The sequence below is a fragment of the Streptomyces sp. NPDC006510 genome, from assembly GCF_040611955.1.
In the GTDB taxonomy this organism is placed as follows: domain Bacteria; phylum Actinomycetota; class Actinomycetes; order Streptomycetales; family Streptomycetaceae; genus Streptomyces.
In genome coordinates this window covers 1-16413 of the sequence record NZ_JBEXPH010000086.1, presented here as the reverse complement: position 1 = coordinate 16413, position 16413 = coordinate 1, and the positions used below count along the sequence as shown (strand labels likewise).

Annotated in this window: 17 protein-coding genes and 6 pseudogenes; 12 read left to right on the top strand and 11 right to left on the bottom strand. The window is 69.4% G+C overall.

The features are described from left to right. Positions 1–33 precede the first annotated feature (33 nt). Positions 34–918: a PaaX family transcriptional regulator C-terminal domain-containing protein gene (locus tag ABZY11_RS24470; protein ID WP_356481200.1), complete on the bottom strand. Its 885-nt coding sequence runs from the start codon at positions 916–918 to the stop codon at positions 34–36. Next, positions 915–1550 carry a GNAT family N-acetyltransferase gene (locus ABZY11_RS24465; RefSeq protein ID WP_356481199.1) on the bottom strand — a complete coding sequence of 212 codons (636 nt, stop codon included), beginning with the start codon at positions 1548–1550 and terminating at the stop codon, positions 915–917. The genes ABZY11_RS24470 and ABZY11_RS24465 overlap by 4 nt, the downstream gene beginning before the upstream one ends. A 185-nt stretch (positions 1551–1735) precedes the next feature. Here ABZY11_RS24465 and ABZY11_RS24460 point away from each other — a divergent pair, with 185 nt between their 5' ends. The 3 genes and pseudogenes from ABZY11_RS24460 to ABZY11_RS24450 all read left to right on the top strand — a co-directional run. Beyond that, positions 1736–2728 (top strand): alpha/beta hydrolase, encoded by a 993-nt coding sequence (locus tag ABZY11_RS24460; RefSeq protein ID WP_356481198.1) that lies wholly within the window; start codon positions 1736–1738, stop codon positions 2726–2728. 26 nt (positions 2729–2754) lie between these two features. Next, the gene (locus ABZY11_RS24455; protein ID WP_356481217.1) at positions 2755–2901 is read left to right on the top strand and encodes a hypothetical protein; all 147 of its coding nucleotides are present in this window, start codon (positions 2755–2757) and stop codon (positions 2899–2901) included. Further along, positions 2898–3134: pseudogene (locus tag ABZY11_RS24450) on the top strand (ATP-binding protein); the annotation flags it as partial. The gene ABZY11_RS24455 and the pseudogene ABZY11_RS24450, both read left to right, overlap by 4 nt. A 21-nt stretch (positions 3135–3155) precedes the next feature. Here the strand turns inward: ABZY11_RS24450 and ABZY11_RS24445 are convergent. The 3 genes and pseudogenes from ABZY11_RS24445 to ABZY11_RS24435 all read right to left on the bottom strand — a co-directional run. Continuing rightward, positions 3156–3715: pseudogene (locus ABZY11_RS24445) on the bottom strand (DDE-type integrase/transposase/recombinase); the annotation flags it as partial. 286 nt (positions 3716–4001) lie between these two features. Next, positions 4002–4268 carry a hypothetical protein gene (locus ABZY11_RS24440; RefSeq protein ID WP_266693472.1) on the bottom strand — a complete coding sequence of 89 codons (267 nt, stop codon included), beginning with the start codon at positions 4266–4268 and terminating at the stop codon, positions 4002–4004. A gap of 1624 nt (positions 4269–5892) precedes the next feature. Next, complete coding sequence (locus ABZY11_RS24435; RefSeq protein WP_266788410.1) at positions 5893–6033, bottom strand: hypothetical protein; 141 nt, start codon at positions 6031–6033, stop codon at positions 5893–5895. Between the two features lie 102 nt (positions 6034–6135). On the opposite strand from ABZY11_RS24435, the gene ABZY11_RS24430 reads away from it, so the two are divergent. After that, on the top strand, positions 6136–6348 hold the full coding sequence (locus ABZY11_RS24430; RefSeq protein WP_356481197.1) for a hypothetical protein: 213 nt from the start codon (positions 6136–6138) through the stop codon (positions 6346–6348). A 46-nt stretch (positions 6349–6394) separates the two neighbouring features. Here ABZY11_RS24430 and ABZY11_RS24425 read toward each other — a convergent pair whose 3' ends face one another. Next, positions 6395–7276: a LysR family transcriptional regulator gene (locus tag ABZY11_RS24425; RefSeq protein ID WP_356481196.1), complete on the bottom strand. Its 882-nt coding sequence runs from the start codon at positions 7274–7276 to the stop codon at positions 6395–6397. A 75-nt stretch (positions 7277–7351) separates the two neighbouring features. Here ABZY11_RS24425 and ABZY11_RS24420 point away from each other — a divergent pair, with 75 nt between their 5' ends. Next, positions 7352–8065, top strand: coding sequence for a hypothetical protein (locus tag ABZY11_RS24420; RefSeq protein WP_356481195.1), 714 nt, complete (start codon positions 7352–7354; stop codon positions 8063–8065). Beyond that, positions 8065–8244, top strand: a complete 180-nt coding sequence (locus ABZY11_RS24415) for a hypothetical protein (protein ID WP_356481194.1) — start codon at positions 8065–8067, stop codon at positions 8242–8244. Before ABZY11_RS24420 ends, ABZY11_RS24415 begins: the two co-directional genes overlap by 1 nt. A 7-nt stretch (positions 8245–8251) precedes the next feature. Here ABZY11_RS24415 and ABZY11_RS24410 read toward each other — a convergent pair. The 4 genes and pseudogenes from ABZY11_RS24410 to ABZY11_RS24395 all read right to left on the bottom strand — a co-directional run. Continuing rightward, a pseudogene (locus tag ABZY11_RS24410) lies at positions 8252–8549 on the bottom strand (2OG-Fe(II) oxygenase); the annotation flags it as partial. Positions 8550–8651: 102 nt separating this feature from the next. Further along, positions 8652–8962, bottom strand: a pseudogene (locus ABZY11_RS24405) (phosphatase); the annotation flags it as partial. A 39-nt stretch (positions 8963–9001) separates the two neighbouring features. Beyond that, positions 9002–9736 carry a TetR/AcrR family transcriptional regulator gene (locus tag ABZY11_RS24400; RefSeq protein ID WP_356481193.1) on the bottom strand — a complete coding sequence of 245 codons (735 nt, stop codon included), beginning with the start codon at positions 9734–9736 and terminating at the stop codon, positions 9002–9004. A gap of 25 nt (positions 9737–9761) precedes the next feature. Next, the gene (locus ABZY11_RS24395) at positions 9762–10967 is read right to left on the bottom strand and encodes a serine hydrolase (RefSeq protein ID WP_356481192.1); all 1206 of its coding nucleotides are present in this window, start codon (positions 10965–10967) and stop codon (positions 9762–9764) included. A 282-nt stretch (positions 10968–11249) separates the two neighbouring features. On the opposite strand from ABZY11_RS24395, the gene ABZY11_RS24390 reads away from it, so the two are divergent. From ABZY11_RS24390 to ABZY11_RS24380, 3 genes and pseudogenes are all read left to right on the top strand, one after another. Beyond that, the gene (locus tag ABZY11_RS24390; protein ID WP_356481191.1) at positions 11250–12077 is read left to right on the top strand and encodes an SDR family NAD(P)-dependent oxidoreductase; all 828 of its coding nucleotides are present in this window, start codon (positions 11250–11252) and stop codon (positions 12075–12077) included. Positions 12078–12382: 305 nt separating this feature from the next. Further along, positions 12383–13627, top strand: a complete 1245-nt coding sequence (locus ABZY11_RS24385; RefSeq protein WP_356481190.1) for an MFS transporter — start codon at positions 12383–12385, stop codon at positions 13625–13627. A gap of 65 nt (positions 13628–13692) precedes the next feature. Next, positions 13693–13881, top strand: a pseudogene (locus tag ABZY11_RS24380) (transposase); the annotation flags it as partial. 263 nt (positions 13882–14144) lie between these two features. Here the strand turns inward: ABZY11_RS24380 and ABZY11_RS24375 are convergent. Then, the gene (locus ABZY11_RS24375; protein ID WP_356481189.1) at positions 14145–14591 is read right to left on the bottom strand and encodes a tautomerase family protein; all 447 of its coding nucleotides are present in this window, start codon (positions 14589–14591) and stop codon (positions 14145–14147) included. A 97-nt stretch (positions 14592–14688) separates the two neighbouring features. Between ABZY11_RS24375 and ABZY11_RS24370 the strand changes: the two genes are divergently transcribed. The 3 genes and pseudogenes from ABZY11_RS24370 to ABZY11_RS24360 all read left to right on the top strand — a co-directional run bounded on the left by ABZY11_RS24370 (position 14689) and on the right by ABZY11_RS24360 (position 16311). Next, positions 14689–15291, top strand: a complete 603-nt coding sequence (locus ABZY11_RS24370; RefSeq protein ID WP_356481188.1) for a TetR/AcrR family transcriptional regulator — start codon at positions 14689–14691, stop codon at positions 15289–15291. Between the two features lie 13 nt (positions 15292–15304). After that, a pseudogene (locus ABZY11_RS24365) lies at positions 15305–15547 on the top strand (LysR family transcriptional regulator); the annotation flags it as partial. 86 nt (positions 15548–15633) lie between these two features. Then, positions 15634–16311: a LysR substrate-binding domain-containing protein gene (locus tag ABZY11_RS24360; protein WP_356481187.1), complete on the top strand. Its 678-nt coding sequence runs from the start codon at positions 15634–15636 to the stop codon at positions 16309–16311. Positions 16312–16413: the final 102 nt, after the last annotated feature.

Below are 16413 nucleotides of genomic sequence, written 5' to 3'. Positions count from 1 at the left end.
CACCAGGCACGACCCGCGCCGTCCGTTCCGTCTTCAGTGCGTGGTCTGGTCTGCTGTTTCTCGGGTGATGTCGGCGTAGAGGCGGAAGAGAGTCGGGCGGGCTTCGCCCTGGTCACGTTCGTGCAGGGCCGCCCGGCACTGGGCGATGAGCTCCCGGGCCTGAGTGCCGGGCCAGGGCCGGGGCAGGAGCTGAGGCGGCAGCAACGGGTCGGGCTCTATGGCGCGGGTGAGTTCGGCGGCCAGCTCGACAGCGATGGTGAGCAGTGCAGAGGGGGAGAGTTCGGCAGAGCCGGTGAGCCGGGCGAGGCGGGGCTGGGCGATACGGCTGAGGCGGTAGTAGCTGTCGGCGATCTCCTGCAGGGGCCACAGACGTCGGGCGAGTTCGGCAGGTTCTTGGGTGTCGCCCCTGCGCAGGTCCGTCGTGGTGAGGAGGGTGAGCGCGCCGTGGGTGCCGAGGCGGTGGGCGGCTTCTTCGACGTACGGTTCCCATGTGTTGGCGCAGACGTACAGTCCGCCCTGGAGCGGGGCGCCGCCGAGGTGGACGAGCGTCTCGCGCAGGGCGTCCCGGGCGGTGCGCGCCGATTCGGGCACCGCGAAGGCGGCCAGGTGCCAGACGCCGTCCCACGGTGCGAGCCCGGCGTCCTGTTGGAATGCGTGCCGCAGGAAGTCCGCGTTGGGGGCGAGGGCACGCTTGGTGTCCGTGGTCGCGTGCAGCTCCGCCTTGCGGCCGCGGCCTTCGTGGGTGAATCGGCCTTCGGACACGAGGCGTTTGATGCACAGCCGTACCTGCTGGTCGCTCATGCCCAGGGTGTTGGCGACGGTGTACAGCTCGTCCGCGTCGACGGTGCCGTCCTCGCGGATCAGCGCGTGGACGAGCGTGCGGGTGGGGACCTCGACGTGGTCGGTCTCGGCGCTCACAGTTCTCTCACTCCTTTTGTTCCGACCGGGCGGTGCATGGTGGTCACCGCGCCGAATCCGAGCAGTCCGCGCAGGTAGGGCGTGTGCTCGGTCCGTACGGCCGTGAAGCCGCGCCGCTCGTACAGGGCCCTGGCGCGCGGGTTGGTGTCGATCACGTCCAGTCTGATCTCCCGGCAGTCCTGCTCCGCCGCGACGGCGGCTACTTCCTCGATGAGCAGGCTCCCGACGCCACGGCCGCGCATGGCCGGGTCCACGGCGATGCCGTCCATGACGAGTTGTCCGGGGGCCGGGTGGCGTTCGAACAGGGCGAGGAGCAGGAGTCGGTGCAGTCCGCGTACGTGTCCGTACGCGCGCAGAACGGCGCAAGCCGATCCTCCGGTGAGGGCCCGCCCGTCGTGCTGGTAGCCGGCGAGGCCGACTAGCTGCCCGTCGAGGAGTGCGCAGACCGCGCGATCGGTGTTCAGGTGGGCGGCGATGAAGGGCACCGCCTTGCCCGGCGGGTTGAGGGCGGGACCGAGTTTGCGGCCGAAGGCGTCCCAGTACAGCTCGGCCGCCCGCCGCTCGGCTCCGGCCGGAACACCCCGTCGTACTGTCACCGGTCCGGCCCCGGAACCTGTCGCGTCCAGTCCCATGCTGTGCTCCCTTTCTCCCTGAAACCTCGACCCGAATCTATCAAACTCTCAGTGATCGTTCTGTCCATGATAGTTTGGGTGTCCACTCAAACCCGAACAGAGGCAGCCATCCCATGTGTCCAAAGACCCAGCCCCGACGGCACGGGCTCCGCATCGCCGTGTGGTCACTCGTCACGGTCCTGATCGTGACCGCCGGCCTCGTCGGTGTGGTGCTGTGGCAGAACTCCTACGACATGGACGAGCAGCGGGTCACGATCCGCCACGGCGGCCACACCCTCAACGGCGTACTGGCCATCCCCAGGGACGGCCGCAAGCACCACGGCCTGGTCGTGTACGTCCACGGCGACGGCCCCGTCGACGCCACCCACGACGACGGCTACAAGCCCATGTGGGAGGCGAACGCCAAGGCCGGGTACGCCTCCCTGTCCTGGGACAAGCCCGGCGTCGCGGACGCACCCGGCAACTGGCTCGACCAGTCCATGGACGACCGGGCCAACGAGGCAGCCGCCGCCATCGCCTGGGCCCGCGCCCGCCCGGACATCGACGGCGGCAGGATCGGACTCTGGGGCGCCAGCCAGGCGGGCTGGGTCCTGCCGAAGATCGCCGCCAAGACGCCCGTGAGCTTCGTCATCGCCGTCTCGCCCGCCATCAACTGGCTCCAGCAGGGCCGCTACAACCTCCTCGCCGAGCTGCGCGCCGACGACGCATCAGCAGCCCGCACCAAGGCGGAGACCGCCAAGAGCGACACCACCCTCCGGCTGCTGGAACGCCACGCGACCTTCGAGGAGTACGTCAAGGCGATGCGCGGCGACGCGGACGGCATGACCGCCGACCGCTGGGGCTTCATCTCCAAGAACTACACCGCGGACGCCACACAAGACCTCCGCGCCCTGCGCGGCGTACCGGTGCTGCTGACCCTCGCAGGCCATGACATCAACGTGGACACCGCCGACACGGAGCGCACCTACCACAAGGTGCTGGACGCAGGCGGCGCATTGACGGTCAAGCATTACCCGGACGCGACCCATTCACTGCTCAAGCAGTCCATTGAGCAGTCGGACCTCAAGATCACGCTCACCGCGCTCTTCTCCCCCCACTCGCTCTTCGCGGACGGATTCCTGGACAGCCAACGACAGTTCCTCAAGGAACTCGGCCGAGGCAGCCACGCCACCCCATGACACTCCCGCAAGATCGGCCATGGCGCATGGTGCACGTTCACGTGTACCGCCCGGTGTGCTTTGAAGCGAACGCCGACAACTGGGCGAGCTACCGCCCGACACCCCTGCCCACCGTCGATGCCTACGACCAACTCCTGCGGCACCGCCGCAGCACCAAGGGACAAGCCCCGTGACCACGAAGAACCACCACGGAGTGAGGCCGCCGACGCCGCCATCCTGCAAGTCCTGCCGGATGCTCCGGCTGCCCACGATCCGAGCCCAGTTCGCTGCCACCGCCGAATCGGCCGAGCGGGAACACCTCTCCTATCTCGGCTTCCTCGCCGAACTGCTGATGGCCGAGTGCGAAGACCGCGACCGGCGCCGATCGGAACGACGGATCAAAGCCGCCGGCTTTCCCCGCAGCAAGTGGCCCCGGCCACCTGGCCGCGGCGGATTGCAGGGCCATCACCGCGAGGCGGGACTTCATCCGCGAGTCGATGGAGTAGCCCACAATGCGGCCCGAGAACACGTCCTGACCGCACACAAGTAGAGCTTGCCCTCGCCGGTGGGACGCTCGGTGATGTCGGTCAGCCACAGTCGGTTGGGGGCGGCGGCGGTGAAGTTCCGCCGCACCTTGTCGTCGTGGACCGGCGGCCCGGCCTTGGTGTTCTTACCGCGGCCGGTTCGCTTGCCGAAGATGCTCCACCAGCCGTTGTCGCGGCAGATCCGCCAGGCGGTTCGCTCGGCCATCGCCTCACCCGCCGCGCGGGCCTCGTCCACCAGGAAGCGGTGGCCGAACTCCGGGTCGTCGCGGTGCGCGTCGAACAGCGCGTTGGCCCGGTATGCCTCGGCCAGTTCGGCGTCGGTGACTGGGCGGGCCAGCCACCGGTAATAGGGCTGGCAGGCCGGCCCCAGCACCCGGCACGTCACCGGCACCCGCACAGGGGCGCTGGGGGCGGCCAGCTCGCGGACGAGCGGGTACATCATTCACGGGTCCTGCGGCCGTGCCGCCGACCTGGCTGTCGCCGCCCAGCACCAGGCCCGCTTCGACACGTACGTCCGCTCGCTCACCACGGGGCCGGCCACAGTTCTGGCCCACCACCACGCCAGTCGATCATCCCAGTCAGAGCCACCTCCTCCTCGCTGATGTCATCCATCCCAGCCCGGCGCAGAAACTCGGTGACATCCCGAAGCGAGTGGGCCATGCCGAGAATCTCCCCATCCACACGCACCCGACGCCCACCCGATTCATCAGGCGGGTACACGACCACAGGAAGATAGCCGGACATGGGTGTCAGTCAGTGACAGGGTGCAGCGACTCCGCCTCTAGCTCAACATCGACGTCGGGGTGCTCGTAGTTTGCGAGGGCCAGGCCGAGGGCGAAGAACGTCGGCGCCCACTCACCCACGTAAATGCCCCAGTGATCCGCACGAGCCACCCCAAGGCGCTCGACCGTTATCGACCCGAACCACGAGGCGACGGAAAAGCCGATCGCGAGGAAGCCGGCGCAGTAAGCGTGCTCGGACTTCAGGCCCTTTTTGTGCAGCATCTTGACGATCATGGCTCTCCAAAGGGGAGTGAGGTCAGTGCTCCTTCCACCGTCGCGCAGCAGCCCACCCGCCGCATCTGGGGGACATGGTGAAGCCCCAGCCGGAGGACTGGGGCTTCACCATGCAAGCTCTCAGCGGTACTCGGCCCTCGCCATCACCAGCTGGGTGTGCACTTCGTCGAGCCGTTCGCAGTGCGCCCGCACCTGGGCGATCACCGCGTCGAACTCCTGCGGGTCGAGGCACTCCATTACCTCGTCCTGGAACGGCTCCAGGTGGATGTGCGGAACGTTGCGCCGCGGGTCCTCCGAGTACGGGTCGACGTTGATCCGGCCGGCCAGTACTGCGTCGGCAGCGTCCCGTGCTCGGCGTCGAAGATGTCCAGCCGCGGGCCGTCGAAGTGGGCGCCGTGTGACGGATCTTCCAGCCGATGTCGATGCAACTGGCGGAGCCGGAAGACGTTCCCGCTGAGACCCTGCGGGTGGCGCGGGCCGCCTTCCCGGTGGGGACACTTTGTGGCTCTTCAACAGAGCGAGGTCAACACCTACGGAGTTGATGGCCGCGGACCCCTTACGGCTTTGCCGATGTCGGATGGCCAACTGGGCCTGAATCGGGCAACGAAGTCGGCGAAGTCCTCGCACAGGTACTGCGGGTCAGAGGGCTTCAGCCGTATCTGCTGGTGATCGCTGTGCACCCACCAGACCTCGAAGTCGGTCACTGTTCCCTCGGCAGGCCAGTCCTCGCTTCGCCGACGAGGCAGAAGCACGACGTCGACGAACCCTCCGACACTGAGGCCAATGTCCACGAAGACACCGATCGCCCCGGGCCTGGGCACTCGGACAACAGTGCCCGTGAAGACGTGACCGAAGCGCAGCTCACCTTGAACTCGCTCCCACTCTGCTTCCGTCACCACTTCCGCATCCTCGCACCTCAGCACTGGCCTGCACAGGAGAGCCCGGTGCGAGCTTCCGCTCGCACCGGGCTCAACATCTGAATTCGCCAACAGGGTCCAATCGGTCGGGGCGGCGGTCTGTGCGGTGCTGACCGGACAGGGCGACGGGTCAGACGTCAGCCCCCATCCGTGCTGTTCGTCCAGCCGTGCCTGCCGCGCACTTGAAGGCGTGGATGGACAGCAGCTGGAAGGCACCGCAGTCGTCCCAGGCGTGCGTGCCCTCCCCCGGGGGGCTCACCGCACCGCCAGCACGCCTCCCGGCCCGCCAGTTCGTGCGCCATCAGCGGACGAGGCTCGGTCGACCGCGACGCCCGCAGCAGCGCCGGGCTAGGCGACCTCGGGGCCAGGAGCGCGGCCGTATGGTCCACCGGGGCGGGCCGGGAGGCGACCTTCTCCAGGACCTCCCACAGCCGCGTGTGCGGGCCGTACTCGCGATCCGTGACCGTCAGTAGCAGGCCTCGGTGATCGCGTCGACCGCCTCCGGGGCGCAGCCGCGCCACATGAAGTGCAGGTCGTCGGTGCTCAGGGCTGTGCCGAATTGCGTGTTCGGCTCGCCGTCCTGGGTGGTGACGGTGATGGCGTTGCTGCCTCATGTGTCCGGCAGGCTGTGGAGCCGTACGTCGATCCCCGCGTTCTGCGCCTCGTCGATCAGCGTGAGGAGCAGTGTGCGGTTGGCGATGAACCCTTCAGCGGCGGCGCGCTGTTCCCAGACCTTGCCGTTTCCCGGGCGCGGGCTGTGCGGAGGTGAGGGCCTGGTCGTGGTTGGCGTCCGGGCTCTCGTGGCGCGGGCCGGGGACGTGCGGGGTGCGGTCGGTGTGGTCAGCCACGGTCGGCTTCTCCTTCGAATGACAGTGCCGGAATGAGGTGGGGTCGGGTCTGCCGGGCCTGGTGCGTCAGGCTCAGGCGAGGCCGGGAGACGGCGGTGCGCGATGGCAGTGGAAGGTCGCTGTTCCGGGCGGCCTGCCCCGTACCCGACTTCGGCCGAGCTCGTCGAGGAGGCCGGCGGACGCTCCGCCACCCTGGCCGAGGCCCACCTGCAGCTGGACAGCGCCCGGCGCAGCCTGGAGAGCGTTCCGCTCGCCCCGGCCGCGCTCGGCGAAATCCTCGCGCTGCTCCCGTACCTCGTCGACCGCACCCGCTGACCCCGCCGCCCCGGGCCCGGCCGCCGGTGCCGTCGCCTGCTCGGGGTCAGCCGGTGAGCCCGGTGATGAACTCCTGCGCGACGGCCGCCGGGGCCCGGGGATGGAGCACCTCGGTGCGGTGGACCAGGCGGGGCGCGGAGAGCCGGATGCCGGCCGTGCCCGGCAGTGCGGCGGCGAGGGAGAGGGGCAGGGCCGCCAGTCCGTGACCTGCGGCGACGAGCCTCCCGAGGCCGTACACATCGGTTCCGCCGTACGTGAGGTGCGGGCGGAACCCGTCGGTGTTGGCGGCGGCGCGCAGCTGATCGAGGGGAACAGCGGTGTCGGGGGCGTCGATCCAGTGGGCGTCGGCGAGGTCGAAGAGGCGCAGGGAGCCCCGGCCTGCCAGCGGGTGGCCGGCGGGGAAGAGGACGGCGAGGGGCTGCTCGGCCACGGCCAGGCCGGTCATCGGCCCCGCGTCGGGCACCGGCAGCGGGTCGCTGGGGGCTGCCGCGCCGTCGATCAGACCCAGGTCCGCGGCGCCGGTGAGCACCGCCTGCGCCACCGCTGCCCGCCCGAGCACCTGGACGTCCACCGCGAGGCCCGGTGTACCGGCGCCCAGACGGGCCAGGTCCCCGGCGACGGAGGGCGTGAGGGCCGCGGGACAGCAGACCAGGGCCAGCCTGGTGGGGTGCGTCCGCCCGACCCGGGCTACATCGGCACGGGCCGCGTCGATGCGGAGCAGCAGCGGGGAGGCGTGTTCCATGAGCCGTTCGCCCGCCGCTGTTGGCCCTACGGGGCGGCGCTCCACGAGCCGGGTGCCGAGGTCGTTCTCCAGGGCGGCGATGTGCTGCGACACGGCGGACTGGGTGTAGCCCAGTGCCTGGGCGGCGGCGGAGAAGGAGCGGTGTTCGACGACAGCGACGAAGGTACGCAGCAGATGCGGATCCATGAGCATCAGTATTGCTGATACTGGATGCAACGATCATCGTTGGACGTGATGCGGAAGCTGCGTTTCGATGGGTGCATGACCCACACCGCACGTATCGCCCTGGTCGGCGACCGGGATCCGGCCGTCCGCTCCCATACCCGCGTCCCCGTTCTGCTGGACTCCCTGCGCAACCGCGACGGCCTGGACCTCGATGCCTACTGGATCCCCACGCAGGAAGCAACGGAGGGCGTCGAGGGGTTCGACGCGGTCTGGGTGCTGCCCGGCAGCCCATACCGCAGTGAGGCGGGGGCGCTCGCGGCCATCCGTACCGCCCGCGAGGAAGACATTCCCTTTCTGGGCACCTGCGGGGGCTTCCAGCATGCCCTGCTGGAGTACGCCCGCAATGTGTGCGGCCTGGCGGACGCCGGTCACGCAGAGAACGCGCCACTGACGGCCGCCGAGGACGCGGTGGTCGTACCGCTCGCCTGCTCGCTGGTCGGCCACGAGGGTGCGATCGAGCTCGCCGGCGGCTCGCGGGCCGCCCGCCTCCTGGGCGCCGGGCGCACGATGGAGCGCTACTACTGCAATTACGGCCCCAATCCGCACCACCTCGACCTGCTGCGCTCGCATGGGCTGCGCTTCCCCGGCATCGACGACGCGGGCGAGGTCCGGATCGCAGAACTGCCGGCGCACCCCTTCTTCCTCGCCACCCTCTTCCAGCCCGAACTGCACGGCGACGGCACCCGGCCCCACCCTCTGATCAGAGGACTGGCCGAGGCCGCTGTCCGGCACGCGGAGGGCTCGCTCTGATGCGGAGTACGGATGGCACCTCACGGGGCTGGAGAACGCGTGCGACGACCGTGGTCGCTGCCTATCTGCGGGCCTGCACGGTCCGCGACGCCTACGCCACGAGCCCGCTCGCGCCGGTACCGGACGCCGCGCTGACCGCCGCCCGCACCGACGCGCCGCTCGCCGGGCGTCGTCCATGAGCGTCCTTCATCGGGCGTCGTGGAAGGCGAGACCGAGGGTGCGGCGCCGGCCGGAGCGGACCGGTACTGACGCCGTGCCGCATGGGCACCTTCGACCAGCCGCGCCTGGTAGTGACCGACCGGTCACGGGTGGCGAATACCAGCCCGTGGCCCTGGAGCAGAGTGGTGGCCGATCCACGTGACTGTGCGCGTTATTCGATCATCAGGAACTCGCCGCCGGTGCAGTCGGTGCTGGGGACGTCGAGGCCGATGACGACTTGGAGCGGGAAGAGCATGTCACCGAATACGTCGCGGTGCAGGGCATCGGTGCCGGGCGTGGGGTGCCCGGTGATCCGGCCGGGCTGCCGGGTGGTGTATGGCCAGGGCCGCGCGGGCGTGGTCGGCGGCATCGAAGGGGTCGAGGACCAGCCGGGCACCAGGGCACGGACAAGCCGCGGACTGCCGAGTACCCGCTCGATCGCCTCCCGGTCGGGTATGACAGTGGCCTGCGGGGCATCGTCACGCCGTATCGCTTGCGACAGCAGGCGACTCGCGTCGCTGGGTAGATCGTCGCCCGGAGTCACGTAGCCCTCGGGCCACCCCCGGTCCGGTACCAGGGCTGCCCGCCTCAGCCGGATGCGCCCCCGCGCCTGCCCGCTGCCCCCTCGCCCGTCCACTTGGCGAAGTCGAGGTCGATGGCGGCCACGTCCCCCCAGACCGGCAGGGACTCCGCCGGGGTTGCGCGGCTTCGCCAATTGGGCTGTTGCCCGACGAGGCGTCAGTTCTCCGTGTGTTCGCTTCCTTGCCCGCGGGCGCGCTGCGCGCGGAGTTCCACGGCGTCGAGGAGCAGGCCGATCGCGGTCTCGAACTGGTCTTCTTCGTCGATTTCCGCGAGATAGGGGGCGACCTGTGCCAGGTTCGGGTACCGCTGTGGCGAGGCCGTCAGGTACTCGCGGCGCCAGGCCAGCCGGTCGCCTTCCTGAGCGGCCTTGTCCAGCATGTTGAAGGAAGCCTCGAAGGCGCTGGCGGCGAGTGCCATTTCGGCCAGGACTCGGTAGTACGAGGCCGCTTCGCGTCCCTGGAGGCCGGCCTGAAGCAGGGCGCCGATGACCACGTCGGCGCTCTGGAACTCCGGCTCGCGCCGCGAGGTGCGGGTCGCGACCAGGACGGCCACGCCCGGGTGATGCAGGCATGCGGCACGGATCCGTCGGGCGAGCGACGCGAGGGTTTCGCGCCAGCTTTCCGACGGTGCGAAGTCGTGCAGGGCGTCGCTGACCAGCCGGGCGGCCAGGCCGAGCAGCAGGTCGTCCTTGCCGCGGAAGTGCCGCAGGACGGCTGTGTGGTCGGCGCCCAGATCAGTGCCCAGCCGACGGAAGGTGAGCGCCTGCGGACCGTCCCTCTCGATCACGGCCATTGCGGTGTCCAGGATCAGATCCGGGGTGAGGAAGGATGCCGAACGCCGTGTCCGCCCCGCAGGAGTGGCTTCTGCCGATTTGGTCTTCGCGCGTGTCATGGCTGTCATCTTATCGACGGCGTTGTCAACGGTGGTTCTCCTGCAGGTGGTCGGCCACCGCCCGCAGTGCCGTGATGGACTCCGCGTCACGTGAGGGGTCGTCCGCCGTCGGCCAGGCGCTGGTCTTGACGATCACCACGTCGGCGTCCGGGTCCACATACAGGTACTGGCCGTGGATCCCCACCGCGGTGAACGGACGTCGCTCGCCGCCGAGTGTCCACCACTTGTTGCTGTACCCGTAATGCGGGTAGCCGCTGGGGCCCAGCGCGCCGACCTCCAGGTGCGGCACCCCGCGGCCCCGGCTGCGCGTCACCCATTCCTCGGGCAGGATGCGCTGCCCGTTCAGCTCTCCGCCACGGGACATCAGCAGTCCCAGCCGGGCCATGTCGCGGGCGGTGGCATTGAGTGAGCCGCCGGCGATCGCGGTACGCGGATGCTTGCGGGTGAGCCAGTAGTACGCGTCGTGCTCGGCGCCGATGCGGCTCCAGAGGCGCTCCGCGGCGTACTGCGCGAGGGAGCGGCCGATGGCGGACTCCAGCACCCATCCCAGGACCTGGGTGTCGATCGTCGAGTAGGCGAACTGCGTGCCGGCCTCGGTCGAACGCTCGGCTGAGGACACGACCTCGTGCAGCGAACCGCCCCCTGTAGTGGCCTTGGTGAACCGGCTGATCAGACTCTCCCCGACGGTGTAGTCCTCCACCAGGTCACCCACGCCGCTGCTCATGTCGAGCAGATGCTCGATGGTCACGCCCTCGAAGGCGGAGCCCGCCAGCCCCCTGCAGTACGCCGTCACCGGCTCGGTCACATCCTTGATCGCCCCCTCGTCGAGGGCGATCCCGATCAGCATCGACGTCACCGATTTGGATATCGAGAACATCTGGAACCGTACGTCGTCCCCGGCGAAGCACCCCGGATACGACTCGTGGACGATCTCGCCGCCATGCAGCACGACGAAGGAGGTGGTGTTCGTTCGAGTGTGCAGTTCGGCAAGGCTCCGCTCCCGCCCCTCGAAGCCGTAGGTCGCTTCCAGGGGGCGCGGTCGCCGGGGCAGGGGGAACACATCCCCGCTGCGGCGGACGTCTTCGGTGGGCATGAGGAGATTCATGTGAGTGAACGTCCACTCATTGACCGGGCGGCCGGTCATCACCTCGCCCTGGTGGCGCCACAGCCACACGGCCCCGGCGCCCGCTGCGGCGGCTCCCAGCAGCCACCCACCCGCTTCAATGCGCATTACTAAAGCCCTTTCATCGCATGGACATGCCGAGCTTCGGCACCCTCACCCTGGCTCGCCGATCCATCGGTGTCAACACTGGTGCTAACTCTGGTGTCAGCGTGGGTGTCACCACCGTTGACACACTTTGGGTGAGTGGTCATGATGACGACGGGGTCGTTGGACCCCCTCCCGAACTCCACGAAGGACAGCGCATGACAGCCATCCAAGAAGAGCTGTGCTGCAGGCCCGCCCGGGCGGACGCACGGTGAAGGCGCTCGCGGATCACAGGAACTGTGACCGATGAGCGGCACTGAGCTGCCCACCGCGCGCCGCCTGCTCGGGAAGCTGCCCTTCGTCGACCCGGGCCTGCCCCCGCTGCCCGCGAGAACCGCGTTCCTGACCGGTGCCAGCTCGGGCATCGGCAAGGCGCTGGCAGCCGAGCTGTGCGCCCGCGGCTACGACGTGTACCTCACCGCGCGCAGAATCGAACTCCTGGAAGAACTGCGGGCACAGTTCACCGCCGCGTTCCCGCAGCGTTCGGTGACCGTGGCCGCCCTCGACGTGACCGAGCACAAGGCCGTGACACGGACGGTCGACGACGCGGCCCGGCAATTCGACGGACTCGCAACGGTCATCGCCAACGCGGGGGTCGACGTAGGGGGCAACATCAGGGAGGGCCACTTCGAGGCGCACCGCGCGGTGGTCGACGTCAATCTGCTGGGTGCGATGGCGACCATCGACGCGGCCGTCGCACACTTCCGCAGCAAGGTCGGCGGGCAGGTGGTGGGCTTCACCTCCGTCGTGGCCACGGCGGACCTGCCAGGCGGGACGCCGTACTGCGCCTCCAAGGCAGGGCTCACGAGGTACCTTCAGTCGCTCCGAGGCGAGCTGTGGAACAGCAACCTCGCCGTGACCACGGTCGCCCCCGGCTACATCGACACCCCGATCAACGAAGCCCTGGGCGACAAACGACCGTTCCTCATCGACACCCACACGAACGCCCGCAAGATCATGGACCGTATCGAGTCCGGCGCCGTCCACGCGACAGTGCCCCGAGTGCCCTGGGCCGTCGTCGAATACCTGCTGGCCGGGCTCCCGACCCGTCTGCTGCGGAAGGTCAATGCCTGACCGCCCAGGCCCGGGGACCACCGACGCCCCGGTGCCGAGCCGCCATCACCCGGTGACCTGGCCGCGACGGCGACGAGCACCGCTTCACCACCTCGATCGTGAAGACGTCAGGCCGGCGGCTGGCCGCCAGCCGCCGGCCTGCGCCGCCAAACGCGTCCGGGTCGAGAATCCCCTCTCTGCCCGGAGGCTCCCTTTGCCGCCACGGCACCCGACCGCCTACCAGTTCCGAGGTCTCTGACGATGCTCCTCTTCCCTCCCGCTCCCGCGCCCGCCTGCCGGGCGACCCTCCGTGCAAGAGGCATTCGGTGAAAACGAACAGCGGCCCCGCGCTGACGTTCGCCGTCGCTGCTGCCCTGATCGCCGGAGTCGCGCTCGGCAGCAGCGGCAGTAACGTGATGCCCGTCTTCGTGGACGACTTCGCCGACCGCTTCGACCTGTCCAGCACCAGCGCCGGACTCGTCGCCGCCAGCCAGCTGATGGCGGTCGCGATCGCCACCCTCCTGCTCGCCAACCGCGCCGCCCGCCCCGGACGCGTCCGGATGGCCCGAGGCGGGCTGGCCCTGGCCGCCGCGGGATTCATCGGCGCCGCCATCGCCTTCGACATCCTGACGCTGATCGCGGCCAGCCTGCTGCTCGGCGCCGGACTCGGAGCCGTCTACGCCGCCTCCACCGCCGCCATGGCCGGCGCCGGCGACGACGCCGACAAGACCTCCTCGATCACCATCACCGGCGCGCTGTTCACGAGTGCCCTGCTGCTCCTCGCCGTCCCCGCCGTCAACGAGTCCGCAGGCGGGGGAACCGGCTTCTTCCTGCTGGCCGTGTGTTGCTTGCCTGGCTGGTTCCTGGTGGGCCACCTCCCCGACGGCCCGGGCCCGGCGAGCAGTCCTTCCGCGACCGCCCCCAGCGCAGCCTCCCAGTCGGCCCGTCCCTCAGCTGTGCTGCTGGTCGGCGCGGGCCCCCTGATGGCCGTCACGCAGGGAGTCTGGTCCTACGCCTCCTTCCTGGGGCGCGGCCACACCGGCATGTCTGCCTCTGCGCTCTCCGCCGTCCTGGCCATCTCCAGCGTCGTCGCACTCGCCGGAGCCATAGCCGGACCGCTCGCCGTCAAGCGTTTCGGCCGCCTGCGCTCGATGACCGGGTTCGTCGTCGTCGAAGCGTTCAGCACGGGACTCCTCATCGTCACCCACAGCCCCACCCTGTTCATCGCCACCGCCGTCGTCTGGCAGACGTGCTGGCTGGCCGTCCTGGTACAGATACTCGCCGCCGCCTCGGTCATCGACTCCACCGGACGGTGGGTGGCTGCCCTCAGCGGCGCCGGAGCACTCGGCGCAGGCATCGGCCCCCTGGCCGTCGGCGCGATCATGGACAACATGGGCGTCGGCGTCCTGAGCATCCTCCTCACCGCCGGAACACTCATCGCCGCACTCCCCCTCCTCAAGATGACCGCGTCCAGCGACGCGGCAGCAGACACCGCATCCGTCACACCCCACCCGCAGGCCACGCCCATCGCGAGGACGACCACCGAGAAACCAGCCTCACCAGCGGAATGAAACACCCGCCCCACGATGTGTCGGCGGCGGCTGAATCCTGACCGGTGTACCTCAACGGCAAGAAGGGGTGCGCCTGGCGGGCTCTGCCGCCATGTTTCGGGGGTCTCGAAGTCCACTGCCCACCGGCGCTTCGTCATCTGGTCCAGGGCCGGTGTCGGGGCCGGCTGCACGAGGCGGTGCTCGACCGTATCGACGAGTGCGGCCTGCTCGACCTGACCCGCGTGGTCCTGGACTCCGCCCACGTACGGGCCAAAAGCGTTCATCGAGGCGATGCGCCGCTACGGGGTCCCCTCGGAGACGCTGACGGACAACGGCAAGCAGTTCACCGGCCGCTACTCCAAGGCGGACGGATCGTGAGCATCGGCAGCAGGGGTGCATTACGGTGGGCACGAGGGCCTTTCGGTTGGTGTAGACGTCGCAATCCACACTGAACCGGAAGGCCCTCACCCGTTCAAGATCCCTCAGCCGACATGCATCACCCGTCCACAACCTCCCGAAAGAACGCCTAGCCCCCCGCCTAGCCCCGGGCTTCCGTCACGCCCGCACGTTCCTTCTGGGCCAGGGCGGCAAGGTCGGCGTAGCGGACGACCGAGCCGCCCGCGCCCCAGGTGCCGTCGGGCTGTTCATGGATCAGCACCCACACCCGCAGCGCCTCTTGCGGCGGCAGCCCGGCGGCCGCCAGAACGGTCTTCGTGACCTCCTCCACCAGGCCGGCCCGGCGGCTTTCCGAGAGGGCGCCCCCGGGCACGGTGATGTCCGCGAGGAAGCGCGGGGTGTCGTCCTCCGCCGTGACCTGCGCGTTCTCGGGCAACTCGACGAGATAGCTCCAGGTCAGGGAGCGGAAGAACGCGGTGTCGGGCATGCCCTCCCAGCGCAGGACGACAGCGGCCAGGTCACGCTGGACGGTGGCGCGCCCCACCTCGGTGAGGGCCCCTGACGGGACAGTAAGCCGGATCATCGGCATGGTGGCTCCTTCGGTAACGCCAGAGGCGTATAGCAATCGTTATATCGGGATCACGCTACGATATGACAGTTGTTATGCGCAAGGAAGGGTGTGTGGGATGACGGAGAGCGGTACGTCGTCGCGCGAGCGGATCGTGGCCGGTGCCGCCGACATGATCAGCCGGCGCGGGCTGAGCGCGATGAGTATCCGGAAGATGGCCGAACACGCCGGGACGCCACTCGGCTCGACGTACCACTTCTTCCCCGGGGGCAAGCAGCAGCTGGCCACGGAAGCAGTCCGGTACGCAGGCGAGTGGGCGGTCCGCGCGTTCCGGGGGGAATCCGGCACAGGCCCGGACGCGGGACTCATGGCGTTCGTCGACGTGTACCGGACGATCCTGGTCGAGAGCGACTTCCACGCAGGCTGCCCCGTCCTGGCGGTCGCCATCGAGGAACCCCGGGCCGACGAGATCCCGCCCGCCCTGGAGGCCGCGGCGGAGGTCCTCGACACATGGGCGGGCCTGCTCGCCACCTCCTTGCGCAACCACGGAGTGGAAGCCGAACAAGCCGCGCAGATCGCGACGCTGGTCGTCGCCGCCATCGAGGGTGCGGTGGCCATGTGCCGGGCCAAGCGCAACACGGACCCCCTCGACCACACGGCTGCACAGCTCCACGCGTTGGTCAGCGGCGCGATCAGGGGCTCAGGGTCGTCGTCGATGTGAGCTCGCAGGAGAGATGTGGTGTCGGATCATGTCCCGGTCCTGCCGTCCGTCGTGCTGCGGTGGAGCAGGACGAGCGCAGCGCAGGAGAGTCTTTATGCCGGCAGGCATGGATCTTCGTGTGCTGTCCTCGTTCCTGGCGGTGGTCGAGGAAGGCCACTTCGGGCGAGCCGCTGCGCGGCTGTTCCTGCCTCCGCCGGCCGTCACCCAGCATGTGCGGCGGCCGGAGAACGAACTCGGCACCCGCCTGCTGCACCGCCACCCGTCACGCCCACTCCCGCCGGGAAGAGGCTGGCCCGTCATGCTCGCACCCTGCTCGCCGCAGCCAATGCCGCCCTGGATGACGTGGCCGAGGCCGCCCGGCACGAACCGACAGCCCCTCGCCCCCTGCGGGTCGGCATCATGGGCCATGGCTCGGCCGAGCTCACCCCCGCCGCCATCAACGCCTACCGCCGCGCCCGCCCCGATGTCCTCGTCGAGCCGCTCCAGCTGGACTTCACCGAGCACGTCAGCGCACTCGTCGAGCACCACGTGGACATCGCCTTCGTACGCCCCGCCCCCGACGATGAGCGGATCACCTGCGACAACATGATTACCGAACAGCGCATCGTCGCGGTGTCTCAAGCGTCGCCGCTCGCCGACGCACACAGCACAGGTCTCCGGATCCAGGACATCGCCTCACTACCTTTCTTCCGCGTGCCCCGGCACACTCCACACGTCTTCGCCGAATATCTGTACTTCGGCAGGGAGGCACACCTCCGCAGCACAGACTTCGCGGTGACCCCGCAAGAGGTACTCACTCACGTGGTCACCGGCCGGGCGGCAAGCTCGGGGCTGAAGTCCTTCGCGCGCTACTACGCCTGGCCGGGGGCGGTATTCGTGCCCGTCCTTCGACGCCCCGTGGGACAGCACCCACCTCGCCATCCGCACCGACGACACCAATTCCGAGGTCAAAATCTTCCGCGCCCTGGCCGTAGCCCTGGCCCACGCATGGCACCGTTCCTGACCAGTGAGCAGAAATGAGGCTTTAGGGGTCTATCAGGAATCAGGTGTGGTTCGTCTGTTTGGCCTACAGGTTCTTCGGTGGGCTGATCGGCCTACGCTCGGATGGCGGTGAGGCGGCCG

What these genes read in the sequence shown, in the direction of transcription:
- ABZY11_RS24440 (WP_266693472.1), bottom strand. Translation starts at nt 4,268, where the DNA reads ATGATCGTCAAGATGCTGCACAAAAAGGGCCTGAAGTCCGAGCACGCT.
- ABZY11_RS24425 (WP_356481196.1), bottom strand. Translation starts at nt 7,276, where the DNA reads ATGGATCCGCATCTGCTGCGTACCTTCGTCGCTGTCGTCGAACACCGC.
- ABZY11_RS24370 (WP_356481188.1), top strand. Translation starts at nt 14,689, where the DNA reads ATGACGGAGAGCGGTACGTCGTCGCGCGAGCGGATCGTGGCCGGTGCC.
- ABZY11_RS24400 (WP_356481193.1), bottom strand. Translation starts at nt 9,736, where the DNA reads ATGACACGCGCGAAGACCAAATCGGCAGAAGCCACTCCTGCGGGGCGG.
- ABZY11_RS24375 (WP_356481189.1), bottom strand. Translation starts at nt 14,591, where the DNA reads ATGCCGATGATCCGGCTTACTGTCCCGTCAGGGGCCCTCACCGAGGTG.
- ABZY11_RS24420 (WP_356481195.1), top strand. Translation starts at nt 7,352, where the DNA reads ATGACCCACACCGCACGTATCGCCCTGGTCGGCGACCGGGATCCGGCC.
- ABZY11_RS24455 (WP_356481217.1), top strand. Translation starts at nt 2,755, where the DNA reads ATGGTGCACGTTCACGTGTACCGCCCGGTGTGCTTTGAAGCGAACGCC.
- ABZY11_RS24415 (WP_356481194.1), top strand. Translation starts at nt 8,065, where the DNA reads ATGCGGAGTACGGATGGCACCTCACGGGGCTGGAGAACGCGTGCGACG.
- ABZY11_RS24390 (WP_356481191.1), top strand. Translation starts at nt 11,250, where the DNA reads ATGAGCGGCACTGAGCTGCCCACCGCGCGCCGCCTGCTCGGGAAGCTG.
- ABZY11_RS24430 (WP_356481197.1), top strand. Translation starts at nt 6,136, where the DNA reads ATGGCAGTGGAAGGTCGCTGTTCCGGGCGGCCTGCCCCGTACCCGACT.
- ABZY11_RS24395 (WP_356481192.1), bottom strand. Translation starts at nt 10,967, where the DNA reads ATGCGCATTGAAGCGGGTGGGTGGCTGCTGGGAGCCGCCGCAGCGGGC.
- ABZY11_RS24465 (WP_356481199.1), bottom strand. Translation starts at nt 1,550, where the DNA reads ATGGGACTGGACGCGACAGGTTCCGGGGCCGGACCGGTGACAGTACGA.